The sequence below is a fragment of the Sinomicrobium pectinilyticum genome, from assembly GCF_003725735.1.
GTDB lineage: Bacteria > Bacteroidota > Bacteroidia > Flavobacteriales > Flavobacteriaceae > Sinomicrobium > Sinomicrobium pectinilyticum.
The window spans coordinates 1-24,969 of sequence record NZ_RJTM01000127.1 but is presented as its reverse complement, the minus strand read 5'-3'; the positions used below and the strand labels follow the sequence as shown (position 1 = coordinate 24,969).

Genomic DNA, 24,969 nt, shown 5'->3' with positions numbered 1-24,969 from the left:
CGGACTTCTTAACCCTCAACCGGAAAAGTATTTTTTTCCAGGTCCGCAATCCCCGGAATTGCATAATTTGTTATAACTTTCCGGTACCGGGCACAGGAAATTTCTGTTTTTATCCCAGTAAATGTATATGACGTCCGGAAATGATTTCTATTATCTGTTTTGACAAATTTCAGACAATCCATGCGGAAAATTTTTCGTTTTATATTATTACTGGTACTTATTTCCACAGCCATCCCGCTTCCTGCACAGGTATCTCCCGTAAAACAGGATTCTACCGGCAAGAAAGAAAAACGCCTGTACCAGGATATTGAGGACTATTCACGGAAAAGAGGGTTTACCCGTTTCCTGCACCGCCTCATGTTCCGGCCTGTAGACCAGAAAGAAAAATCCGAAGACCGGGAAAAAATCCTCGGCCAGTCTCCGGAAATGACTGTTGACTATTCCCGCCACTCCGGAAAAGTGATCCGGAACATAGCTATTACTACGCTCGACCCTTTCGGTTATTCCATAGCAGATACTACCCGCCAACCGGAAAAATGGATAGAGCGGGCAGGGAACAGTATTCACCTGAAGACAAAGGACATGACCATAAAAAACCTGCTGCTCTTCAAAAAGGGCCAGGAGCTCGATTCACTGCTGATAGAAGAATCGGAACGGTTGATAAGGCGCCAGCGTTTTGTACGGCGGGTAATTATTATACCGGTAGATGTGCCCGGGAATCCGGATATGGTGGACCTGCAAATCCGTGTTCTGGATTCATGGAGCCTCACCCCTGGCGGTTCTGCCTCCTCTTCCAGGACGTCTTTTGAGCTGACCGAAAGGAATTTTTTTGGCCTGGGGCATGAATTCCGCAATGAATTCGAGAAAAAGCTCAATACCGGGGAAACCTCCTATCTCGGCAGGTATACCGTACCGAACATTCTGAATACTTATGTACAGGCTCAACTGAACTACGAAATACAGAAGGGAGAAAACGTACGTAAGAGTTTCGGGCTGAACAGGGATTTTTTCTCGGCCTACACCAAATGGGCCGGAGGTATCTATATAGAAGAAAACCTGGTACGTGATTCCCTCCCCGATGCACAAGGTGTTTATGCCATGCAGAATATGAAATCGGAAGCCCTGGATGTATGGGGCGGATATTCCTTCCGCGTTTCCAAAGGAAATACGGAAGCGGACCGCACCACCGGACTCATTACCACCCTGCGGTATTTCAACCGAAATTATAAGGAAGTGCCGTCGGTTTTATACGACTCCGTAGGATTCTTTTCGGATGAAAAACTATTTCTGGCCAGTGTGGGGATTTCCTCGAGGAAATTCGAGCAGGACAAGTTTCTCTTTAATTACGATATCGTGGAAGATGTCCCTATAGGCCGGACGTACGGCATTACCTTCGGGGCACGGAACAAAAACGACAGCAACCAGTTTTATCTCGGAGGAAAATATGCTTTCGGCAATTATTACAAATGGGGATATTTTAGTGTCAATGCCGAAATCGGTTCGTTCTATTACCACAACAGGCGGCTGCAAAGCGCTTTGCGACTGGACGGACTATATTTCAGCAACATCAAACCCCTGGGGAACTGGTACCTGAGACACTTTGTTCAGCCCGTTCTCGTACTCGGGGACAGGAGAATGGCCATTATTGCGGACAGGGTGGATATCAATGGAGAAAACGGGATTTCCGGGTTCGACAGCGAGATTCTTTTCGGAACTAAAAAATTCACGCTTACCTACCAGTTGCAGGCATACGCGCCCTGGAACGTAGCCGGGTTCCGCCTCAATCCGTTTTTTAACGTAAGCATGGGATTTATAGGTGACGAGAAAAGCAGCCTGTTTGACAATAACATCTACTCCAAGATCGGCATCGGGCTGCTCATCAATAATGATTACCTGGTCTTTAATAACTTCCGGTTTTCGCTGGCATATTACCCTTCCATTCCGGGACAGGGGTATAATGTATTCAAGACCAATTCTATCAGTAACGACGACTTTATGCTTCCGGACTTTCAGATCGGAAAACCTGGGGTAATACCATATGAATAATCCGGGGGAAAGTAATTTTCGAAGACTCTTCTCCTTTATCGGGGAAAGTAGCGGAGTGATTTTTCTCCGGCCTTTTTCCTATCTTTAAGGAAAACTTCGATACTCATGAAATTTTTCATCAATACCCCCCATAAAGTGGTTGAAGAAGGAATAGAAGGCCTGCTAACGGACCCGGGGCTGACCAAGCTGGACACATTCCCGGAAATAAAGGTCGTTCTTCGCAAAAACACAGATAAAAACAAAGTCTCCGTAATATCCGGAGGAGGTTCGGGGCATGAACCCGCCCATGCCGGTTTTGTAGGGGAAGGAATGCTGACAGCTGCCGTATGCGGTGAGATTTTTGCTTCTCCACCGGTAGATGCGGTGCTTTCGGCTATTATGGCCACAACGGGCGAAAAAGGCTGCCTGCTCATCATTAAGAACTATACCGGTGACCGGCTGAACTTCGGCCTGGCTGCCGAACAGGCCCGTGCCATGGGACTTAAAGTGGAAACAGTGATCGTAGGAGATGATATCGCTCTCGGGCAAGATGTGGAACAACGCGGACTGGCAGGTACTCTTTTTGTCCATAAAACCGCCGGCGCACTGGCCGAAGCAGGTAAATCACTGGAAGAAGTGGCACATATCGCCAGGAAAGCAGCCCAACGGACATTTTCCATAGGCCTTTCCCTGGAAGAGGGCCAGAAATTCCAGAATCCCGAAAAATCCCGCTTAAAAACTTCCGAAGCCGAACTGGGTCTCGGTATACACGGAGAGCCGGGTGTGGAGTCCATTCCCATGGAGACGGCAAATGCACTGATGAAAAGGGCCACGGACCGGTTGGCCCGATACCTGCCCGCAGAGAAAAAAGACTATGCATTACTGCTCAATAACCTTGGAAGTGTTACCCCTGTTGAAATGAATGTTTTACTCCATGCTTTCCGAAAATCCGAACTGGCAGAACAGGTAAAATACCTCGTAGGCCCGGCCCCGTTAATGACCTCTTTGAACATGAACGGTTTTTCCCTGTCGGTCCTGGAACTGGATGAGGACATAGTACAGGCGCTGACTGCTGATGCGGCCCCGGTTTCATGGTCCATACGCAAATTCGGGGAAACTTCCTCCGTACCCGGTCCGGAGCTTCCCAAACCCCTTCCCTTTGCTCCTTCCCGGGATGAAAAGGCAAAAAAAGTAATACGGACCATTGCCGAAGAATTGATAGTACTGGAAAAAGAGCTGAACGCACTGGATGAAAAGGTCGGTGACGGTGATGCGGGTTCTACTTTTGCTGCCGGGGCCAGAAAACTCCTGGAACTACAGGATCAGCTGCCCCTTGCCGATACCGGACAGCTTTTCGCCACCCTCGGAAGAGTACTGGCCAGAGAAACGGGCGGATCGAGCGGAGTATTGCTGTCCATCATGTTTACCCGTGCCGGGAATGCATACAAAAAAGAAAAACACGCGGGAAAAGCGCTGGACAGCGGATTGCAAAAAATGAAAGAACTGGGCGGAGCCCGGGAAGGACAACGGACCATGATCGACGCCCTGCAACCTGCTTTTACCGTACTCGCCGAAAACGGTGATCTGGGTACTGCTGCTCAAAAAGCCAGGGAAGGAGCCGATAAGACCATGAAAATCACCCATACGGCTTTTGGCAGGTCTTCTTATTTATCAGAAAGGTCCCTTACAGGCATTCCGGACCCGGGAGCGGAAGCTGTTGCCAGGGTACTGGAAAAACTAGCCGGAATATAAACCGGGGATGAAACAGAAATAAAAAAGCAGAATCACATTTCGTTTTCCGGCATGGATTCTGCTTTTTTAACAATCTGAATTCTATTGGTTTAAAACAATACCCCTAGCAATCGTATGCTATATCCTTTTGGGCATAAATATGTCTCAATCGTTCCTGCAGGGCTTCCTCTATATGGTCGTAAGCGATCTTCCCCAGGGCCAGGCGCAAAGGCGGGTTTTTCTTCCGCGCGCACGCTATCATGGCATCTGCTACTTTTCCGGCATCGCCGAGGGGGCCAAAGCCATTTTCCAGAAGGTCACGTACCTCCTGAACGGGTGTTCCTTTATATTCCTCCATCACTTCTGCCTGTTTCACACTTGCACCGAAACTGGTTGCGGTCGGACCGGGTTCGGACAGTGTAAAATAAATATTAAACGGGCGAAGTTCCTGGATAACAGACTCTACAAATCCTTCTATTCCCCATTTGGTAGCATGATAGAGACTAAAACCGGGATAAGCAATCTGCCCTCCCTCGGAAGAAACCTGTATAATATGTCCCTCAGCTTGTTTACGCAGATAAGGAATAACGGCTTTAATAAGGCGAATGGACCCCAGCAGATTTGTTTCTATCTGATGGCAGATCATATCATCATCCAATTCTTCCGCGGCACCAAAGAGGCCATACCCTGCATTACTCACTACCACGTCTATTTTTCCGAATTCGCGGAAAGCCCTGTCCACCGTACTTTGAATCTCTTCCCTGTCGGTCAGCTCCAGATGGGCCGGTATAAGCTGGCCGGGGTACTTTTTTTGCAGCTCCCCAAGTAGTTCCGTATTACGCAAAGTTGCGAAGACCCGGTCTCCCTCCCGGAGAAGCTTTTCGGTCATTATCTTTCCCAAACCTGTTGATGTTCCTGTTATTAACCATGTCTTACTCATAAGAATACTTATTTTAAGTTACACAGCAAAGAAACTCCGGAATACAGAGGAAAGGATAGCAGTAAAGAAACAAATAATTATAAAAATCAAACCGTTAGCCTACGGGAGAGAATGGCCTGACAAATATTTCACAGGATGTATTTACAGTTGATCTGTTCATCCTTTCTGTTCCCCCAGGGCTTTCCGCACCTGTGGCACCACTTTGGTCCCGTAGAGCTCTATGGCTTTCATCAGGTCCTTGTGCCCAGGGCCTCCTACATCCACATGGGCCACGAAACGTGTCAATCCGAACATTTCTACAGTGTCAATTATTTTATCGGCAACCCGGTCGGGTTCTCCCATAAACAAGGCCCCTTCCGGTTCTATTCCTCCCCGGAACTGCATACGGGTATACGGAGACCAGCCCCGGGTTTTTCCTATCCTGTCCATCTGGGCAGCATAATACGGAAAATAGTTCCGAATGAGTTCTTCTTCCGATGCGCTTACAAAACTATGCGAGTGAATAGCTACCTGCATCTTACCGGCATCATGCCCGTGTTCTTTATACTGTTCCCGGTAAAAATCGATCAGCGGAAGAAACTGCCCGGGCATTCCTCCGATTATTGCAAAAATAACGGGTAACCCATGGCGTGCAGCCCGGTACACGGATTCCGGGGTGCCTCCCACGGCTATCCATACCGGAAGTTTCCGCTCGGGACGCGGATATACGGTCTGGTTGTGCAAAGGGGCACGGAATTCACCTTCCCAATTAATAATTTCCTCTTCGTTCAACTGTAGTAACAACCGGAGCTTTTCCTCGAATAATTCGTTATAATTCTGCAGATCATAACCGAACAAGGGGAAAGACTCCGTAAAACTGCCACGCCCGGCCATAATCTCGGCCCTGCCCCCCGACAGCAGATCTACAGTCGTAAAATCCTGGTAAACTTTCACCGGATCGGCCGAACTCAGTACGGTAACCCCACTTGCCAGTTTTATTTTTCCGGTCACTGCAGAAAGGGCAGACAATACAATTTCCGGAGAGGAAACCGCATAATCCGCACGGTGGTGCTCTCCGAGTACAAAACAATCCAGTCCCAGTTCATCTGCGAGTTTTACCTGTTCTATCATTTCTGCCAGGCGTTCTCCCGGCGGTTGAAACCGGCCGTTTTTCGCATCGTAGGTCAGATCACCGAACATCCCTATACCTAATTCCATGTTTTTATTTAAACGATTAATATACAAATCTACAGTTCCCCGCGGATTTTAAGGTAATTTCACCCTGTACATCGTATACGGATACACTGTCCTGTCCTCTCCGTTGTTCCATTGCGGCAGACGCTGCAACTGGGCACAGGTAAAGTACAGGTAGCCATCGGAACCTGTTCCGAGGGAGTCCGGCCACAACAGGCGGGAATCTTTTACCAGTGTGTGTATTTTTCCGTCGGTACTCATATAGGTTATACTGTAATCTTCGGAAGTGGTGAAGAATATATTTCCCCGGGTATCCGCCACCAGTCCGTGTGTAACCCCTACTTCGCCCATATCCTCCACTTTGCCTGCCAGTTCATTTTCGGAAAGTGCCGGATCTGCAAGGTAACGGGTCTCTACCCTATACAGGTTTCTCTTGTTGATGGGCTTAAAGTAGAAATACCTGAAATCCCTGGTGAGGGCTATACCATTCACATGCGAGGAAAAGGGATTACCGTCCTTGTCCCTCATTTCCCGGCCCCGGTAGGTAAGTACCATATCATCAGCGGAGGTATACGGTGTTTTTTTAAGCACACTCCTGGTCTTTCCGGTTTTCAGGTCCAGTACCACTATGGCCGCCTGTCCCGGATCGGAAAGGTAAGCCATGTTCTTTTGGATGTCCACCCTCACATCGTTGAGACCGGAGGCGGTTTTGTCCAGATCCTCGAAAAGATATACTTTTTCAACTTTATCGTTACCGGTATTGATTTTTACCAGTTTAAATTTTCCTTCTGACCCTTTTCCCGAATCCCCAAAAATAGAGCCTTTGGAAGCCGGTTTAGAATCCAGCACCCACAAATTGTCTTCCGCATCTACATATAAATCCTGTACCCGAAGAAAGTGATCATCCTCGTCCGAACGGGTATTCCATTCTTCATCGGGATAAGCTGCTACGCTTCCGTTTTTTTCCTCGGTAAGCGTATACTTACCGTTGCCGTCGTAATTCGGAAAAGCTACAAAAATGCGGTTATCGGAAGTTACACTGAGACCTATGGCCATACTTTTGTCAAAAGAAGCTACGGGTTGCAATGCTTCACTGTGAAATTCCTCCTGGGCCGTTGCATTCGCAAGCATAGCTGTGATGATTACAGGAGCACATATTTTTTTCATAAATGTTCTTTTACCTGGTTATCCCGGATCAAACCGGGGTATTTGCTTCTATGAGTTTGGCTGCTTGTAACTCAGCCCAGAGCCCGGAAGGGATTTCAACGGAAAAAGACCGGGTATTGGCTGCAGCCTGCTCCGCGGTACTGGCTCCCGGTATTACCGCCCCTACTGTAGGGTGAGATGCACAGAACTTTAGGGCAACGGTTCTGAGATCCACATTGTAATTTTTAATAATGGCATTGAATTTATTTCTTTTGGCTACCATATCCCCAGGCATTTTCCCACCGTAATTAAAGCGCTCCCTGTTAGCCAGAAAACCGGCATTAAGCGGTCCGCCAATAACCGCGGTTACCTTTTTCCTGTCCATTGCCGGAAATACCTGTTCCAGGGCATTCTTATGCTCCACGAGGGAATACTGAATAGCCACCAGCATCACATCCGGGTCTGCCACTTCCAGGCATTTCAGTATGGGTTCGGGAGTATTGACGCCCATACCCCACGCTTTGATGATACCTTCTTCCCGCATTCTGGTCAGTTCGGGAAAAGCTCCTTTTTCGGCTATCTTAAACTGTTCAGTCCAGTTCTTCCCCAGGTCACCGTTATCCGGTGAAAGATCATGTACAAAAACAACATCTATGGAAGAAAGCCCCATACGTTGCAGGCTGTCTTCTACGGACCTGCGTACCCCGTCAGCAGAATAATCGTATTTGTGCCTGAAATTCAACCTCCCTTTCCAGAGCAGGTCCGGATTCGGTGTAAAACCGGCATCAGGTTCCAGGATACGCCCTATCTTGGTGGAAAGAACAAACTCTTCTCTCTTTTTTTCAAAGAGAAAATGCCCCATTCTCCTCTCGCTCAGCCCGAGCCCGTACCAGGGTGATGTATCAAAATACCGTACTCCATTGTCCCATGCTGCCTGCATGGTCGCCGTGATCTGGGCGTTGGTGTTCTCGCTGAACCCGTTTCCGGCAGCTACACCGCCCAATCCGGCCTTCGTGGGAAACTCATACCGCATATTTTCCGTTTTTTGTTGTTTGAAAACTGTCCGGGTCCCATTACCCGGTACGGCAGCCAGACCTGCTGACCAATGCGTTGTTGCCAAAGCTGCCGAAGCCAGTGTTGTTTTTGTTATAAATTCTCTTCGCGTAGCCATAGTTATTTTGTTAAGAAAATGCAGGTTTAACTTCCGAAAACCGGCTGTAAATCCATTAAAAAAATCCATTTGTGGTGCTTTTTTGAAAGGCATGGCTTCCTCCGGGAATAAAAAAGTGGCTGGCAGGCAATTCCCTGTTTATCTTCTCCCTCTAAAATACGAAGCTTTCCACTTATATACCAGAAAATATCTCTCTTTTTCCTGTGAGGATATATAGCCCTGTGATTGAAGGTCCTTCTACCCTTTTACAAACAGCAGGGTATTAACAGGAGGAAACATTCCGGATTTTATGAAGTGGATAAAAAGTTGCGCATGCATTCCCGCATCCCTTACCCAACCCACAATTTTTAATTTGCAGACCACAAACCTGATCTGGTTTTCCGAAGGTCCCTTCCGCTACACCCCATCATGGCATTATAACCAGCAAAATTTAATAGTCGCAAAATGAGAATCACACATTTAATTTAACTTTAAAAAATTAATTACCAAAACACTATTTAACTCCATATAAACCAAAACTTAAACTTCATGTTTTAGTACATACCATAGAAATATTTTTTCCTAACAGCTTTTTATCAACTCTTGTTTTCTAATCTATATATGAAAAGACCGGATATTTCCATCTGCAAATTGTTATTATCGTTCAGGATAACTCCCCCCATCCATTTTTTCAAATAACCTAAGGGCCAGGTGTTGTGGTATAGTTTAAAACCGCAAGTGAAGTTGCCAAGCGATTGAATGCATATAAAGGACGGAGAAAAAAAGGGTACTTCCCGAACATGTAAAGTGAAGATTGCGTAACCCCGGCCCTGTTCACCCTATCCATCATAAGCCTCATAAGCTACGTCAAGGAGTTCTCCGCCTAAACGGACTACCCGGTATTCAACAAGAAAGGGCTCGTTTTTTTTGAAAAAACTGCCAAAATAGGTATAGATATTTGAAATTCGAATGTTTTTTTAAATTAAACAACAACTTCAACTACAAACTATATAGCCCTATATATCAAAACTTTATATCATAAAATCAAAAGCGGAAAACCGTTAAACACAAATCCATGCCACCCTGCCCGTCCGGCAGGCGGGAAAAAAATTATTCTTCGGTTATTTGCTGATCCAGACAATATCTGCAAATCCAATACCCCGGGCAATAACTTTTTGATGTTGTGACAGGGAAGGCCTCTTAATTTTCCCCGGGAACCGCCAGTGTTTTATAAAGTCCTATAGCCGAAAGAAAATAGGTATTCTTGAGATCTATATCCGACACCCTGGCTTTAACAAGGTTGTTTTCCCGGGTGTTAATATAAAAGATCGAACTCTCCCCCATTTCAAAAAGTTTAATTTCCCCGTCGAGCATTTGCCGGTAATCTTCTACCAGGTCTTCATTAATCACAATTTGTTCCCGGTATGAGTTCAATTCGTTAAACTGCGCCCTTATCTTATTTTGAAGTGCTTTTTTTTCAAATTGCAGCCCAAATTCGGAGTCTTTCAGCTTTATATCTGCCAATCGTACTTCCGCCCGCTCTTTTCTCAGGAAAAGGGGGAAAGAAAAAGAAGCTCCTATTTTGTAATCCTCCATACGAAAACCGTCTATATAGGATGGCTCCGAGATATAATTATAACTGAGGTTCAGTTTTGGCAGCATATTGTTGGCCTTTAACTTACGGTCCACTTCCTGTATATTGATTTTGGTATTCAGGGCATTGATCTTCGGGTGGCTCTCTATATCGAATTCTCCCGCAAGCGGATCGAGTGCCAGCACATCGAGTATGTGATCTTCCAGGTCGTCCTGCGGCACCATCTGCTCCGATAGTTCCAGGGGAATATTATCTTCGGTCCACAAGTAATTGGACAGGGTCAGGCGGCTTTTGGTAAGCTTCAGCCGGGCCTGTTCCCATTCCAGTTTTCTCGTTTTCAATACAATTCCCGATTCCACACTATCTATGGGTGGCAGTTCACCCAACGCGATAGATTTTACGATCCACTCCTGCCTTTCCACAGCATTCCGGTAAAAATCTTCGTATAGCTTTACCTTTTCATAATCCCGCTTCCAGTTCATATAAGCCACAGAGGCTTCTGAAACAGCTTCTACGGTGGCAAGTGCCCGTTCGTAGTTGCCAAGCTGTACGTACAGTTTACCTTTTTTAAGTTCCGCCATACGATCGTTTATCCATAGCCCCTGTCCTACAGGTACTGAAATTCCCAGGGAGGTAAGTCCGTCCTGAGGTACATAATTTTCCGGATTCATATACACTCCCTCGTTTTTATCGAAAGCCGCCTTGATCTCTATACCGTACCAGGTGGGGATTTTAAAACTTCCGTTAAAGAGGGAGTAATAGGTTTTGTCATCGTAATTCTTTTTGGAAAAATCAGCTTCCAATTTAGGATCGAACGCTCCCCTGGCCTTCAGAAGTTTTGCCTGTGATTCGGAAAGCACCAGATTGGCCTGCCGTACTATGGGGTGATATTTTTTAACATAGGCCAGGAATTCTTCATAGGTAAATTCATTGGATAATTCCTGTGCCCGGGCCGTACCGAAAACCATAAGCAGTATGAAAAATCCGGAAAAAACCCGAAATCCTTTATTAGCTATCTGAATTTGCATCTGCGATTATTTCTTTTTCTCGTTCGTACTTCCTTCCGATCCGGGGGTAGTATAAAAATTAGGCGGGAACCCGTTTAATGTACGCCATATTTCAAACCAGATAGGCACATCGTCCAGCAGTGCAAGTGTTTGCGATCCCGCGCCGACACTGAGTTCCGCCGGCCAGCTTTTCTCTTCCGGGTCCGGGGCAATGAGCACGCGGTATTTGCCGTTGGCGCTGATAAAGTTTTCCTTGGCTACTACAACTCCCCCGAAGGTACCATAGGAAACCCCCGGCCAGCCGCTGAATACGATCGTAGGCCAGCCGTCAAACCAGATACGTACCTTTCCCCCTTTGTGTACCAAGGGATAATCCAGAGGTTCTATATAAGTCTCCACGGCAATATCAAAGCTTGCCGGCATAATACTCACCACGGAAGTCCCTTCTTTTATGGTTTCACCGATACCGGACTGCAAGGCACGGTTTACATATCCGTCCTGCGGAGCAGTTATATAATACATGCCGTTACGGATCAGGTAACCGGCATACTGCGACCGGAGTTTGCTCACCTGGGACTGGGTATCAAAACGCGTACTGAGCGCGGTTTGTATATCGCTCTGTGCTTTCGCAAGCTTTTCGGCGTAAGCCGCATTAAGCCGGGTAAGTTCCATTTCCGCATTGATCAATTCGTTCTGACTGGTCAGGTATTTGTTTTCCTGGGTGATTATTTTAGCCTGCATTTCCTGGAGTTTCACCTTTTTTTCCTCTACATAGGTCATTGGTTTCAATCCTTCCTTGTTAAGGTTAAATGCCCGGTCGTACTGGGTTTCGGCGATATTCAACCGGATTTTTACCGCTTCCAGGTCTATGCTGTCGCTGATAACCTTCAGCTTACTCTGTTTCAGTTTGTTCTGTGCCTGTTTGAGTTTCAGTTCCCGTTCTCTTTCTATGGCTTTTATTTGATCGGTTAAAGCACTGACCTTCTGGGTATAAGATTCCACAGCGCCTTCTTTGGCCCTTACCTGGTCTCCCGTGTTGGCTATTAGATCGGGGTCAAAATAAGACTCCTTGGTTTCAGACAAAAACATAATGGTATCTCCCTTGTGCACATAATCTCCTTCCTGTACATACCATTTTTCTATTCGTCCGCCTATAATCGCGTGTACCGTTTGCGGACGCTGCTCCGGCCTCAACGTAGTAACATATCCCGAACCTTTGATGTTCTGTGTCCAGGGCAGAAACAATACAAGCAGAATAACTATGGCCACACCCCAAACCACTTTTCTTATGACCCTGTAGTGTTTATTGTCCGCAAAAATCTTCGCAGAGGTATATTTAGACATGTCCACGAACTTATCGATGCGGTTATCTGAAATATTCAACATCGGTCTTATATTTTTAATGTTCCTTCGGTCAGAAAGAATCTTTTGTTACACTTCTGTTTCCAATATTCGTTCTTGGAGATAATTACCACTGTCCAGGCCTTGTCTTCTGCGGTCAGATAATCTATGATCTCTTTTGCGGAGGGTTCGTCAACCTTCTCTAGAGGTTCCTCCAAAAAGAGTATTTTGGGGTCAGAAATAATACACCTGGCCAGCAATATTTTTTGAATTATGGAAGAGCTCAGTTGTTTTCCTTCGGAATGTACTGTGGTGTCCAGTCCGTTCGGAAGGGATTTTATATATGCGGTGAGCTGCATACTTTCAATAACCTTGTGCACCTCCTGAACAGGTATTCCCGGGTTTTTGCAGGTAATATTTTCCAGTATGGTCCCTTCAAAAACATTGTCGTTAATGGTTATGGTACCTATACTGGAACGATAATCGTCTATGGCATACTTACTGTAATTGGTATTATTTATAAAAATGGTTCCGCCGGTAGGTTCTATAACCCGGCTCAACAGGCGTATCAGGGTTGTTTTACCCGCCCCGTTGGCTCCGTCAATAAGAATACGATCTCCCTGGTTTACGGTCAGCGAAACGTTTTTCAGGATAAAATTTTCGGAATTCGGAAATTTGTAGGAGAGCTTATCGGTTTCGATACACAAGGAATCGGAATCCAGAAGGTAACTGCCATTCTCAGGACCGGAGCCGGACTCCAGGTCCATATCTACCACCGTGCCTATTTTCTCCAGGGAGGTAAGCACATCGTAAAACAGTTCGATACCTGAAAAAAGTTTTTCCACTGCCGTAATAATCGTTAAAATAATGATCTCTGCCGCAACGAATTGCCCGATGTTCATTTGCTGATTGAGGACCAGTATCCCCCCGATAATCAGTAACCCGGCTGTTATTAGTACTTTAAATCCGGTTAACTGGATGAACTGCTTTCTAAGCACACTAAAATGGTTCTCCCTTTGGTCCAGATAGCTGTTTACCAGCCTGTCATTTTTATGGAGTGCAAAATCAAACAGTTTGTTATTTTTAAAACTCAGGTGGTTCCGTGCAATTTCCTGTAACCAATGCGCTACTTTATATTTATAATTGGATTCTTCCAGGCTTGTGGAAAGTCCGGGATAGAAATTAAGCCTGAAGATCAGGTACAAAAGGACTACCAGTAAAATCCCGAAGAAAATAAAAAAAGGATGGTACAGCGATAACAGCACAATCCCGAAAAGTATCTGCAACGCCGCACCCGAAATATCCAGCAAAAGCTTGGAGAACCCTTTTTGTACGGTAAGCGTATCGAAAAAACGGTTCGCCAGCTCGGGAGGGGAATAAGGGTACAACTTGTTGAATTTGATCTTGGGAAAACGGTATGCGAACTCAAAAGAAGATCGCACAAATATCTTTTGCTGGAGGTTCTCCGTGATCCTGTACTGCATGATCCGGAAAACACCTACCATGGCTACCCCGACAACCACTATAATGACAAGTACCACCCATGAAGTACTCACCTTACCCGCCTGGAGAAAATTTACAATAGACTGGATACCCAGCGGAAGGGATAAACTTATAATCCCGGCCAGGATGGAATACAGGATAATCTGGGAAATGTCTTTCTTATCGATACGCAACATATTGCGAAATCGCTGGATTGGTGTCATAGCAATATTTTGTTTATGTTTTCTATATAAAATGCGGTTATATCATTTTCTTTCTTATAAAAATCCGTGATCGTCGTAAAGTGATCTTTCAGATAATGCTGGTGCAATGCCCCTTCCACGATAGAAGAAGCAAGACTTTTTATATACGGGTAATCCGGATTCACATCAGCAATCAGCGCTGCCAGCCTGTTGATCACACTTTTGTAAACCAGGAAAAAGCCCTGCCGGTTCTCCTCATCCACTTCTTTAGTCAGGAATGTTTTGGTAAACTCGGCAATAATAATCCTGTTTAACACCGATTCCCGGATAAAGGCAATCCTGTCATCATCCTCTACCTCTCCTGTTAATTCCCTGATTGCTATGTGTAACCGCTTCAGGGGGGGGTCGATATTCAGTGTGGCCAGAGCCATACGATACTCCACCCACGACCAGTACCAGGACGACAGGTAAAGCAATAACTTGTGCTTGTTCTCGAAATAGCGATACACCGAACTCTCATTGGAGCCAATGGATTTCCCTAATTTCTTAAAAGTAAAAGATTCAAATCCCATTTTATCTATTAACAAAATGCTATGTTCCAAAATCTTCTTGCCCAATACCGATGTTTCCGGATCTTTGAGGTACAACTTTTCATTGATCCGCATCCGGAGATTCCCTAAAATACTTTCCATAATTATAACCGCTAAATTACAATGAGAACAAAACTAATAGTAATACTATCATATTTCAAAAGTTTAACAATTATTTCTGAAAGTATTACAAACACCCTGCTGATTTTTGTACTTAGGCAATTATTTCTCTGTATTTTCCGATATCGATAATCGGAAGGATTGGATTTAACGGGAATCCGGAAAAAGTCAACGGACAGGGAACATCCTGATGACGGGACAGATCATTAAAACCTCTCTCTACGAGTAAGGCTGATATTTTTTAAAAACTGGTGAAAAAGAAAGTGTTTAAAAAGATTTTCAACCACAAAGTCAGCAAAGAATACCAAAATTCACAAAGAAATAAATATGTGATTACGACACATTCAATGTTTTGATCCCTTTGTGTCTACTTCGTACGTTTGGTGGTTTTTGATAGAACTTCAAGACTTTTTAGCCAGTCCCATAACTTTTATGCTTTTCTCTGCATGGAGAACTGCAGGAGCTTTACAGGCAATACGGCTACTTCAGCCGTTAACAGGGACAAGAAAAAACCGGGCGCTCATATCTTTCCGGGCCTAACCTCATCATAAACTTCTTTATTAACTATCTGAGGCATCTTTTCTCCCCGGAACACGGCAATGATATTGTGTGCAGCTACATTGGCCATAGCCATTCGTGTTTCTATGGTTGCGGACCCGATATGCGGTAATACACAAACATTGGACATTTGTAATAACGGGTTATCGGGAAGCATGGGCTCCGGGTCGGTTACATCCAGGCCGGCTCCCCATATCTCTCCTTCTTTCAGTGCATTTATCAGGTCGGGTTCGTGATGGATCTTACCTCTTGCCGTATTAATGAATATGGATGTCTTTTTCATCTTGCGAAAACTGTCCCGGTTAAAGCGGTATTGTGTTTCGGGCGTAAGATTGCTATGTACGGATAATACATCGCTTTGCGAGAGCAATTCCCCGAAGTCCACATAGCGGGCGTTTAAAAGTTGTTCGGCCTCCATGTTCCGGCTCCTGTTATTATAAATAATCTTCATTCCGAAAGCATCCTTCGCCATTTTCGCCAGTTCCAGTCCTATCCGGCCCAACCCGTATATCCCAAGGGTTTTACCGTTGATCTCTATTCCCAGTTCATCCAGGAAACCGTTGTTTTTCCACGCTCCCTTCTCTATCTGCCGTGCCTGGTAAAATGCTTTTCGGGAGGTGGCCAGCATCAGGAGAAAAGCAGTGTCGGCAGTCGATTTGCTCAACACATCGGGTGTATTGGATACCGGAATGCCGTAATATGTAGCGGAATTCAAATCGATATGATCATATCCTACACTGGTAAGTACTATTCCCTTCAGGTGCTGACAGGACTCCATGAAACGGGCATCCAGATCGGCGCTTCCCACATTAAAAAGAATATCTGCTTTCTTACAGGCTTCTATAAGGTCGTTCTGCTGCATTCTCTCATCCGAATCATTGCACGTTACTTCCAAACCATACTGCTCCATAAACCGGATCACTTCTCCGGGAATCCTGCGGGATACGAATACCTTCATTTTTTTCTGTTTCCGGTTTTAGCTGTTGTTTTAAGGCTTCAAGATAACAAAAATAGCCGAACCTCACCGGACCGCAAACCCGGAGGCAAGGAAGCGACAATGAAATTGCCACGTTATTTGGCCTATATATGTTCTCTGATAACCTATTAACTTAATACCGGAATTGACGGAATCCCTGTCCCCTATACCCGCTACCTTATTCCGGCAAGGCTTTGATCCAGGATAAACAATGCCCTTTCCAGATCTTCCCTGTCGATGGTAAGGGGTGGTGAAAGCTGTATAACATTCCCGGAAGATACTTTGTAATTGAGCCCTCCTTCCAAAGAGGCATACATTACCTGTTCCGCTTCGGTATAAGCTTTCTCTTTCGTGTTTCTGTCCGCCACCAGTTCCATGCCCCACAACAGGCCTTTACCCCGGATATCGCCGATAACGGGGTATTTGTTATAAAGTATATCGAGCGCAGTTTTTATAAACGCCTCGTCTTCCCGGACCTTATGCAGGAGTCGCCCGTTTTCTATGACCTCTATGACGGCAAGACCTGCAACGGCCCCCAAAGGACTTTTTTCATGGGTATAGTGCCCCAGGGAAATATCTCCGAACCTGTTATAAGCATCACGTGTTACAATGGCAGCCTGAGGGATAACACCTCCCCCGAGCCCCTTACCCAGGCAGAGTATATCGGGTTCTATGCCGTAATGTTCAAAAGCGAACATCTTCCCGGTCCTTCCCAGAGCTATGGGAATTTCGTCCAGAATCAGCAAAACGCCGTACTTATCACAGAGTTTCCGGGCTTCTTTCCAGAAATTCTCCGAAGGGACCTGCACGTCCGTATTCCGGATGGTTTCCGCAATAAATGCTCCTATGTCGTTCTCCCTGGAAAAAACGTATTCCAGGTATTCCAGGCATTTTTGTTCCCTTCCCTCAAAAACTCCCCGGTATGTCACCGGTGGCGGGACACGTTCCACGCCGGGCATGAGCGGCCCCATGTATTCCCTGAAAACTGCTTCCCCTCCGACACTTATGGCATCGAGCGAAGCGCCGTGAAAGGCATCCCAGAAAGAGACCACCTTAAATTTCCCCGTAACGGCCCGGGCCAGTTTTAATGCCATCCCCACAGCAGAGCTGCCATTGGGAGTAAGCAATACCCTGTTGAGATCGGATGGCAACAAGGATGCCAGTTTTTCTGCAAACCGTATGGCAGGTTCATTAGTGTACCTGCGGGTAGAAAATGATAATTGCCCCAGCTGTTCCGTTATTCTCCGTAATATCACCGGGTGGGAAAATCCTACCTGGTGTACGTTATTGCCGTGAAAATCGAGATAGTGTTTCCCGGAAAGATTTTCCATTCTACTTCCCTTACAACTCTCAAGAACATCCAGGCACGGCGTTGACATGGACTGATGCAGAAAATAGCGGGCATCTTTTTCAAGCAATTCCCTCGTTTTTCCATCTGTTTCTCTTTCTGTCCACTTCTCCCTGGCCTGCGTAAGGTTTATGTCCCCCTCCGTGATCTTATTCTGATGAACATTACTTTTATTCATATACTTATTTTTTTAACAGATCGGGCGGGAGAATTTGTTTTGGCTTATCGCCGGTTTTAAAATACACATCCAGCCATCCGCTGCCACCCCCGTTAAACCAGAGAACTTCCAGGAGATGGTCTCCCGGCTCCAGAGTTACGGAGCCGCTTGCTTCCTGCACGCCGTGGTCCCCGTCATTATCCACCACTTTATCTTTGTTTATCCGCAGAATGCTACCGTCATCCGACCGGGTATAAAAAGTATATTCTCCCGGTTTTTCCACATGCAAACGGGTAGTGAACCTTACCGCAGTATTGGCTTTTATCTCATCCCGGATCTCATCGGAAGTTATTTCAAAACATTCTCCTTTAGCGTCGGGTTGCCGTATTGTCATATCAGGAACTTTTTTCAGGTCATCCATATAAAAAAGTTCATAATGGACGGCAGGTTTCTCGGATTCCGGTTTTCTCCGGAAATAAGCTTCCGAAACAGTACTGGAAATCTTCCCTTCCCTAAACACTGCACTTTTTACTACCGTATTTTCATACACTGTAAATGGTCCCTTATAAGGTAAAGCATTAGCATCCGGCATCGTACCGTCGGTAGTAAACAATATTTGTCCTCCGGTATTGGGGTTTTCAAGCTTTACCAGGGCGGAATCCGAAAAAATCTTTCCGGGCCTTTTATTCAATACCGCTTCGGGAAATATAACCGGCGGAGAAAGCCGTTCCGTAACCTTAAAGACAGCGGCATCACCTTCCCCGGTAAATGCAGAACGTACAGGCCGGCCTATCCAGGCCTGCACGGGTTCCAATCCCAGAGCATAGGCCACGGTAGGGGCATTATCGTATTGATATACCGGCGAAGTGATGGTATATCCTTTTTTTACCGACGCGCCCCATAAGATAAACGGTATCTCCATTTCTGCGAGCGTTTCCCCGCCATGCCCTTTACCCGTTCCGCCATGGTCGGCGCTCACTATCAGGAGGGTTTCTTCGTCCATGCCCGTCTCTTTTATGGCCCTCATGATGACGCCCAGCAGGCTGTCCCCTTTTTCCACCGCCTCATAGTACTCAGGTGTACCATGTCCGAAATGGTGCCCTGCATGATCTATATGGTCGAAATGAATAAAGGTAAAATCTGGTTTGTTCTCCCGGATATAAACATTTGCCAGTTCCGCCGTTCGGTTTTCATCACCGGCGTGTACATCATAATCCACCGTTTTTTTCTCAAACAGTCTTCCGAAGCCTTCCCAGTGATATATAGCTCCCGTTTCGGCATTTTCTATCTGCCGGTCTACCATAGTAAAAATAGTGGGAAACAGGAAATCCTCATCCTGTGTCACCGGAGGGAGTACAAAATTGTCACGCTCCCAGTCGTTTGAAGTTATACCGTGAACTTCAGGGCCTACTCCCATGATCATTGTCGCCCAGTTAGGACTGGAACTGGAAGGTAAGACCGATCTTGCATGTGGTGTGTACGCTCCTTCCGAGATCAGCGAATCCAGGTATGGTGTATCCGCATGTTTTATCCCGTCCGGGCTCAGCCCGTCAAAACCGACAACGATAACATGTTTTGCCTTCGGTTTTTCCGGTTTGCTCTTATGTCCGCAGGACCCCAGGGATAATATCCCCAGGGTTATCAGGTAAATACAATATATTGTTTTGGTTGTCATTACATCACGGATGAATTGTTATCGGCAACATCCCACCACAAACGGGTGCTCAGGTTATCTCCGCCCATCCGGTTTACCGCTTCCTGATAATTACTGTTATTGGTAGATTTTACGGAATTGGGATACTGGAAACGCACAGGGACCCTTCCCCCGTTCCCTACATCCGGTCCCGGAACAATAGCGGGCATGTTGGTACGGCGCCAGTCGGACCAGGCTTCGAAACCTGTATAAAAAAGGGCTATCCACTTTTGCAGGGCCACCTTTTGCAGCTTTTCCTGTGAACTGCCGGTCAGCATTACTTTTTCCTGTGCGAGATATTCATCAATATCAAATTCCTGCATAGCTGTCGCTATGGTATTCCAGCCCCCGGCAATAACACGGTCCGTGTAATATTCGAAGGAGGCACGGATACCGTTTTCGTAGTATTCCCCGACATCCCCGGTTGTAATAAACCCACGTTCCCTGGCTTCCGCAAGTATGAATTGTAATTCCGGGTAACTCATAATAATGGTCTGGGACGCCGTAGGAGACGCATTTTCTTCGTCACATGCCCGGCAAGTCAATAATACACCAAGGCGGGATATGTAATTGGAGCCGGACTCCTCCGGGTTACCCGAGGGACTATAGGATAATGCGGACTCGTCATCCAGTCCGTTCGGCATCCCTACGTAGTCGTCCATATCTTCGGAATATATACCTTTACCCGAATCGGAAGTCGGTTGGGCAAAAACCACAAGCCTCTTATCCTTCAGTTCCTTCAGACGGGTTTCGAGGGTAAGGCTAAGACGCACCTCGTCAAAGCTACCGGAACGAGTATCGTATTTGGGTTGCGGGTTATCGGAGTTCCATTGCAGTGCCGCCTGATCGGCATTGTTTTCAAACAGGGGATAAACGGACGGATTACTTACTATTTCGTTCATCTCCGACACTGCCCTGGCGTTGTCCACATCACTGATACGCATCAAAAGGCGCATACGGAGGGAGTTGGCAAACTTTTTCCATTTGGAAACGTCACCGTTATAAAGAATATCACCGTTGATATTACCGGATTGCAATAATCCGTTTGCTTCTTTCAGGTCGGCCAGTATACCTTCGTATATATCGCTTTGGGCATCAAATTTCGGGCTAAGGATGTCCCCGGAATATCCCTTTGTAGCATCCGAATAAGGCACGTCGCCATAAGCTTCCGCCAGGTATGAATATATCCAGGATTTCAGGATCAGCCCTACCCCATAATAATTCTGAAGGTTCTCATCTTCTTCGGCAACCCGGACAATATTTTCCACATCCCTCAGGGCATCGTAAGCATCATTATACGGGTTCCCGGTGGGCGACCACAAATACCTGTCGCCCGAGGTAAACTGTAAACGGGCGCCGTACTGTGCTACGGTAAAACCTTCTTCCCATCCCATATTTCCCCAATTATAGGCCATTTGGCGTAAAACCCCGGGTAACAACAGCTCCGGAGCGGCCTCTTCGGCATAATTAGGATTGGTATTTATTTCTTCGAAATCATTGGTACAGGTTGCCATACTTATGGAAAACACCGTAGTTATGGCTATTTTTATTATCTTCTTCATCTGTTTATTTTTATTGTTTTTTAACGGTCCGACGGAACCCCTGCCTACCGGCAGGCAGGTTTGATGATTAAAACAATCATTACTACTAGGGCAAGTTCAGCGCATCGCAGTATGTTTAAAGACCATTCTGATCATGTCGGTTCCATTATTTGTCCTGTTGAACGTTTTAGTTAAAAATCTGCCTTCAGGTTAAAGGTAAATGCGCGTGTACTCGGATAGGACATATTCTCTATTCCGGGTTGTAATGTTCCGCCGGATACTCCCACAGTTTCCGGATCGAAGTGCGGATTGTCCGTCCACAACAACAGGTTTCTTCCCGTTACGGAAAAACGGACATTGGAGAAGGGAAGCTTTTCCAGTAATTTCCCGGACAAGGTGTAGCCCAGAGTCACTTCTCTCAGTTTGGTATAGGATGCATCGTATTTCGCAGCTTCCACATTATCCCTTTCGTAATAGCGATAGTTATAGGTCCTGGCATCCACATTCACGGTATTCGGTTCGTATACTCCGGGAGAGACTTCCACTACGCCTTCCCCTACAATCCCGGTTTCCCTGCCTTCCAGGGTTTCTTTTAACTGCCCGGACGTGCTGCCTATGGTCTTGGTACGGGAAACCACTATACCGCCCTGGCGTATGTCGAACAAAAAGGAGAGGTCGAAATTTTTGTATTTAAAACTGTTCTGTATCCCCAAAGTATAATCGGGGGCATAGTCTCCCTGGTATACGAGGTCATCCGTACGGATCGGCAATCCCTGGTCATCATAGAGTATCTGTCCGAAATAAGGACTGGATGTATCTTCAACTCTCCGGAACCCTCTTCCGTAAATGGCACTGATAGAACCACCATCCCTCGCCTGTATAAAGGCATCGTTCTGGGAAGTGAGCGTATAATTTATCCCACCCAGGTCGGTAACCTTGCTTTGGTTTGTAGCGAAATTAAAATAGGTGCTCCAGCGGAAATTTTCGGTGACTATGGGTTTTACCTGCAACATGGCCTCAAAACCATAGTTCTCTACCTTCCCGGCATTGATAAGCTTGCTGTTATATCCGCTGGCGATATCCGTACTGATAGGAATGATCTGGTTTTTCGTCGTATTGTGATAATAAGTCGCATCGAGGTTTATCCTGCCGTTCAAAAAGCGCAGATCCGTACCGAATTCGTAGGAAGATGTTATTTCCGGCTTCAGTTCCGGATTGGGAATGGCATCGGATTCTGTCAGTACCGGGTAATCTCCGAAAGGGGTTTCGTTCTGGTAATAACTTCTTAGCCTGTAGGGATTGGTATCATTCCCCACCTCGGCATAAGCGGCCCTTACCTTGGCAAAGGACACTGCTTCGGGAAGATTAAAAATATCACTGATGACAGCGCTCAGCGTGGCAGAAGGATAAAAATAGGAATTGTTGTCTATGGGAAGCGTACTGGACCAGTCGTTCCGGCCGGTGATATCCAGGAAAACTTTTTCGTCAAAAGAAACCTGCGCAAAACCATATAAACTGTTTATCCGTTTTTCCTGGTTATTCTGACTGATCTCCAGGGGGCGCCTGGAATTGTTCAGCGAGTATGTTCCGGGATTGATCAGCTGCGGCGCAACGGTCTGTTTATAATCCTGCTTCTGGCGCAACTGGTTGCCCCCGGCAGATATATTGATACTCCACTTATCACTCAGCGTTTTGTTGTAGGAAAGCAAAAAGTCCGTATTCACTTCTTCAAAGAAGATATCGTCTTCCCTGTAATACCCGAGAGGGAACCTCTGTGTACTGAACGCCCTTTTCTTCGCCCGTAATTCGCGATAGAAATCCCGGCCGGTACGGAGCATCAGGCTCAGGTTGTCCGTAATCCTGTAATTGACACTGACATTACCGAATACCCTGTCCTTATCCTGGGAATTCGTGTTTTCGTACAGGTTGAAATAAGGGTTATCGTGATAATTGTAATTATAGTTGAACTGCCGTCGCCCTTCCTGCCCGTCCATCCAGTAATTTTTCAGGTTACGGGTATTTATCTGCCTTCCATACCAGATAAAAAGGTACATGATGCTTTCGGTCCCATAACTTAAGGAAGGACGGTTACCACTATCGGTTTTGATGTAGTTGATATTGGTGTTTATCGTAATCCTGTCGGTAAGGTTTAAAGCGGAACTCAGGTTAAATGAATTTCGTTCCAGGTCCGTATTGGGAATTATTCCTTCCTGGTCCATATTCTGGAAAGAGAAGCGAATATTTCCCAGGTCCCCTGCTTTGGATACGGAGATACTGCTGGTACGGGTAACTCCTGTATTAAAGAAATCCTTCACGTTATCCGGATGGGAAACCCAGGGTGTGGGGATAATGGGAGAGCTACTGTTCAGGTCTCCTCCACGGGTACCGTCTTCCCTTGGCGAATCGAACTGGGGGATCATCAGCCCGGTATCCAGCCGCGGCCCCCAGCTTTCGTCCACACCATCGGCGATCCCTCCCCCGCTTCCGTCCACAAAAGCGAATTGCTGGTTATTTCCCTGCCCGTATTCGTTCTGCCAGTCCGGAAGGCGTAATACATTTTCAAGGGTAATCCCCGTATTCACTGACACTCCTATCCCCTTTCTGGCCTTTCCTTTTTTGGTCGTAATGATAATAGCCCCGTTGGCTGCCCTGGAACCATAGAGTGCGGCAGCGGCCGGTCCTTTCAAAACGTTCATGGTCTCAATATCCTCCGGGTTGATCTCTGCCGCCCCGTTACCGTAATCCACATCCTGTGTCCCGGCCCCGGTCGCACCTACGATCTGGTTACTGATCGGTGTACCGTCTATTACAAACAGGGGAGAGTTATTATTGATATTCAGGGAAGCATCTCCCCTGATGGATATACGTACCGATCCCCCAAGGCCGGAAGGGCTGTTGGTTATCTGCACCCCGGCTACTTTACCGGACATACTGTTTAACAGGTTGGGCTCTCTTGCCGCCGTTACATCATCGGAATTAAGCTCCTGCGAAGCATACCCCAGAGACTTTTTTTCCCTTTCGATACCTAATGCGGTTACGACCACTTCGTCCAATTGGGCGGCATCTTCTTCGAGGACTATGGTGGCTTCCGTTTTACCGGCAATATCCACTTCCCGGGTTTTATATCCCATATAGGAAACCAGCAGTACCGTGCTTTGTTCCGGCACCTCTATGGAAAAATTTCCGTCGAAATCGGTTACGACCCCGATCGTTGTTCCTTTTACCTGTACATTGGCCCCAGGCAAAGGAATATTGTCACTGTCAAAAACGGTTCCTTTAAACACGCTCTGGGAAAAACCGAAAGCAAAGGATAAAGAAACAATAAGTACAAGGATAGTTTTTTTGATCATATCGGTTGAATATTTATAAATAATGACATTTATTGTTTACAAATATTCAAATATAAAACCAGGAAGAAATAGATTTAAAATTAAGTAATTGTAAGGTTTAAATTAAATATGAAGACAAATATTATTAAAACATTTTTTACAAATAATAAACTTGTAAAAGCACGTTCCTCCACTATTCAACCGTAAAAAATTCATTATTTTTACGCAAAACCAAAGTATGGAAAACTACCTGATCGGTATAGGAAAACGCATTAAGGAAATACGAAAGGAACGTAAACAAACCATTAATGACATTGCTACCAAAGCAGAGGTCAGCAACGGACTTATATCGAGGATAGAGAATGGCAGAACCATACCTTCCCTCCCTGTTCTTCTCCATATTATCCAGGCTCTGGACGTGGAAGTTACCGATTTCTTCAAGGGAATGCCCAATACGAACGGGGGGGCATTTATAGTAAGCAGGGCATCGGAAAACCACATTATCGAAAAAGAGGATGAAGCTATAGGTTTTACCTACAAATATGTATTTGGCAAACAACTTTCCTCTATAGGATTTGAAGCCGTACTCCTGGAAGTAGCCCCCGGTTCGCAAAGGGAAAAAGTGGTGACGGATGCTTATGAATACAAATACATGCTTTCCGGTGAATGCACGTATATAATCGGTGATGAAGAGGTACTGCTATACGAAGGTGATGCTATTTTCTTTGACGGAAGAATTCCGCATGTCCCGGTCAACCGCAATAATGCCGTAGCAAAAATGCTGGTCATGTACTTTTTCATATAGAACTCGTTTAAACTTTTTCCTTTTTGATGGGTTTGAACTTTTTCAAGGCTAATACAGTAA

General features: G+C 46.0%; 16 protein-coding genes. 3 read left to right on the top strand and 13 right to left on the bottom strand.

The window, feature by feature from the left end; translation table 11 throughout:
• The first annotated feature begins 180 nt into the window (after nucleotides 1-180).
• Together ED312_RS18945 and ED312_RS18940 are read left to right on the top strand one after the other, a co-directional pair.
• Nucleotides 181-2,046 carry a BamA/TamA family outer membrane protein gene (locus ED312_RS18945; protein ID WP_123217603.1) on the top strand — a complete coding sequence of 622 codons (1,866 nt, stop codon included), beginning with the start codon at nucleotides 181-183 and terminating at the stop codon, nucleotides 2,044-2,046.
• A 105-nt stretch (nucleotides 2,047-2,151) separates the two neighbouring features.
• The gene (locus tag ED312_RS18940) at nucleotides 2,152-3,777 is read left to right on the top strand and encodes a dihydroxyacetone kinase subunit DhaK (RefSeq protein ID WP_123217602.1); all 1,626 of its coding nucleotides are present in this window, start codon (nucleotides 2,152-2,154) and stop codon (nucleotides 3,775-3,777) included.
• A 103-nt stretch (nucleotides 3,778-3,880) separates the two neighbouring features.
• Here ED312_RS18940 and ED312_RS18935 read toward each other — a convergent pair whose 3' ends face one another.
• The 13 genes from ED312_RS18935 to ED312_RS18875 all read right to left on the bottom strand — a co-directional run bounded on the left by ED312_RS18935 (nucleotide 3,881) and on the right by ED312_RS18875 (nucleotide 24,125).
• Nucleotides 3,881-4,696, bottom strand: a complete 816-nt coding sequence (locus tag ED312_RS18935) for an SDR family oxidoreductase (RefSeq protein ID WP_123217601.1) — start codon at nucleotides 4,694-4,696, stop codon at nucleotides 3,881-3,883.
• Nucleotides 4,697-4,852: 156 nt separating this feature from the next.
• Entirely contained in the window at nucleotides 4,853-5,893 is a 1,041-nt protein-coding gene (locus tag ED312_RS18930; RefSeq protein WP_123217600.1) for an LLM class flavin-dependent oxidoreductase, read from the bottom strand.
• Nucleotides 5,894-5,941: 48 nt separating this feature from the next.
• Nucleotides 5,942-7,036 (bottom strand): L-dopachrome tautomerase-related protein, encoded by a 1,095-nt coding sequence (locus tag ED312_RS18925; protein ID WP_123217599.1) that lies wholly within the window; start codon nucleotides 7,034-7,036, stop codon nucleotides 5,942-5,944.
• Between the two features lie 28 nt (nucleotides 7,037-7,064).
• Nucleotides 7,065-8,186 carry an aldo/keto reductase gene (locus ED312_RS18920; RefSeq protein ID WP_123217604.1) on the bottom strand — a complete coding sequence of 374 codons (1,122 nt, stop codon included), beginning with the start codon at nucleotides 8,184-8,186 and terminating at the stop codon, nucleotides 7,065-7,067.
• A gap of 1,179 nt (nucleotides 8,187-9,365) precedes the next feature.
• Nucleotides 9,366-10,787, bottom strand: coding sequence for a TolC family protein (locus ED312_RS18915; protein WP_123217598.1), 1,422 nt, complete (start codon nucleotides 10,785-10,787; stop codon nucleotides 9,366-9,368).
• 6 nt (nucleotides 10,788-10,793) lie between these two features.
• Complete coding sequence (locus tag ED312_RS18910; protein WP_123217597.1) at nucleotides 10,794-12,152, bottom strand: HlyD family secretion protein; 1,359 nt, start codon at nucleotides 12,150-12,152, stop codon at nucleotides 10,794-10,796.
• A 5-nt stretch (nucleotides 12,153-12,157) separates the two neighbouring features.
• A complete protein-coding gene (locus ED312_RS18905) occupies nucleotides 12,158-13,813 on the bottom strand; it encodes a peptidase domain-containing ABC transporter (protein ID WP_123217596.1) in 1,656 nt (551 codons plus the stop codon).
• Entirely contained in the window at nucleotides 13,810-14,484 is a 675-nt protein-coding gene (locus ED312_RS18900) for a TetR/AcrR family transcriptional regulator (protein ID WP_123217595.1), read from the bottom strand. Before ED312_RS18900 ends, ED312_RS18905 begins: the two co-directional genes overlap by 4 nt.
• A gap of 538 nt (nucleotides 14,485-15,022) precedes the next feature.
• On the bottom strand, nucleotides 15,023-16,018 hold the full coding sequence (locus ED312_RS18895; RefSeq protein WP_123217594.1) for a 2-hydroxyacid dehydrogenase: 996 nt from the start codon (nucleotides 16,016-16,018) through the stop codon (nucleotides 15,023-15,025).
• Nucleotides 16,019-16,209: 191 nt separating this feature from the next.
• Nucleotides 16,210-17,562, bottom strand: coding sequence for a (R)-1-hydroxy-2-aminoethylphosphonate ammonia-lyase (pbfA, locus tag ED312_RS18890; protein ID WP_123217593.1), 1,353 nt, complete (start codon nucleotides 17,560-17,562; stop codon nucleotides 16,210-16,212).
• A 4-nt stretch (nucleotides 17,563-17,566) separates the two neighbouring features.
• Entirely contained in the window at nucleotides 17,567-19,216 is a 1,650-nt protein-coding gene (locus ED312_RS18885; RefSeq protein WP_123217592.1) for an alkaline phosphatase family protein, read from the bottom strand.
• Nucleotides 19,216-20,796 (bottom strand): SusD/RagB family nutrient-binding outer membrane lipoprotein, encoded by a 1,581-nt coding sequence (locus ED312_RS18880; RefSeq protein ID WP_123217591.1) that lies wholly within the window; start codon nucleotides 20,794-20,796, stop codon nucleotides 19,216-19,218. The genes ED312_RS18885 and ED312_RS18880 overlap by 1 nt, the downstream gene beginning before the upstream one ends.
• Nucleotides 20,797-20,966: 170 nt before the next feature.
• A complete protein-coding gene (locus ED312_RS18875) occupies nucleotides 20,967-24,125 on the bottom strand; it encodes a SusC/RagA family TonB-linked outer membrane protein (protein ID WP_123217590.1) in 3,159 nt (1,052 codons plus the stop codon).
• Nucleotides 24,126-24,342: 217 nt separating this feature from the next.
• On the opposite strand from ED312_RS18875, the gene ED312_RS18870 reads away from it, so the two are divergent.
• A complete protein-coding gene (locus ED312_RS18870) occupies nucleotides 24,343-24,909 on the top strand; it encodes a helix-turn-helix domain-containing protein (protein WP_123217589.1) in 567 nt (188 codons plus the stop codon).
• Nucleotides 24,910-24,969 lie beyond the last annotated feature (60 nt).

What these genes read in the sequence shown, in the direction of transcription:
- ED312_RS18945 (WP_123217603.1), top strand. Translation starts at nt 181, where the DNA reads ATGCGGAAAATTTTTCGTTTTATATTATTACTGGTACTTATTTCCACA.
- ED312_RS18940 (WP_123217602.1), top strand. Translation starts at nt 2,152, where the DNA reads ATGAAATTTTTCATCAATACCCCCCATAAAGTGGTTGAAGAAGGAATA.
- ED312_RS18935 (WP_123217601.1), bottom strand. Translation starts at nt 4,696, where the DNA reads ATGAGTAAGACATGGTTAATAACAGGAACATCAACAGGTTTGGGAAAG.
- ED312_RS18930 (WP_123217600.1), bottom strand. Translation starts at nt 5,893, where the DNA reads ATGGAATTAGGTATAGGGATGTTCGGTGATCTGACCTACGATGCGAAA.
- ED312_RS18925 (WP_123217599.1), bottom strand. Translation starts at nt 7,036, where the DNA reads ATGAAAAAAATATGTGCTCCTGTAATCATCACAGCTATGCTTGCGAAT.
- ED312_RS18920 (WP_123217604.1), bottom strand. Translation starts at nt 8,186, where the DNA reads ATGGCTACGCGAAGAGAATTTATAACAAAAACAACACTGGCTTCGGCA.
- ED312_RS18915 (WP_123217598.1), bottom strand. Translation starts at nt 10,787, where the DNA reads ATGCAAATTCAGATAGCTAATAAAGGATTTCGGGTTTTTTCCGGATTT.
- ED312_RS18910 (WP_123217597.1), bottom strand. Translation starts at nt 12,152, where the DNA reads ATGTTGAATATTTCAGATAACCGCATCGATAAGTTCGTGGACATGTCT.
- ED312_RS18905 (WP_123217596.1), bottom strand. Translation starts at nt 13,813, where the DNA reads ATGACACCAATCCAGCGATTTCGCAATATGTTGCGTATCGATAAGAAA.
- ED312_RS18900 (WP_123217595.1), bottom strand. Translation starts at nt 14,484, where the DNA reads ATGGAAAGTATTTTAGGGAATCTCCGGATGCGGATCAATGAAAAGTTG.
- ED312_RS18895 (WP_123217594.1), bottom strand. Translation starts at nt 16,018, where the DNA reads ATGAAGGTATTCGTATCCCGCAGGATTCCCGGAGAAGTGATCCGGTTT.
- pbfA (WP_123217593.1), bottom strand. Translation starts at nt 17,562, where the DNA reads ATGAATAAAAGTAATGTTCATCAGAATAAGATCACGGAGGGGGACATA.
- ED312_RS18885 (WP_123217592.1), bottom strand. Translation starts at nt 19,216, where the DNA reads ATGACAACCAAAACAATATATTGTATTTACCTGATAACCCTGGGGATA.
- ED312_RS18880 (WP_123217591.1), bottom strand. Translation starts at nt 20,796, where the DNA reads ATGAAGAAGATAATAAAAATAGCCATAACTACGGTGTTTTCCATAAGT.
- ED312_RS18875 (WP_123217590.1), bottom strand. Translation starts at nt 24,125, where the DNA reads ATGATCAAAAAAACTATCCTTGTACTTATTGTTTCTTTATCCTTTGCT.
- ED312_RS18870 (WP_123217589.1), top strand. Translation starts at nt 24,343, where the DNA reads ATGGAAAACTACCTGATCGGTATAGGAAAACGCATTAAGGAAATACGA.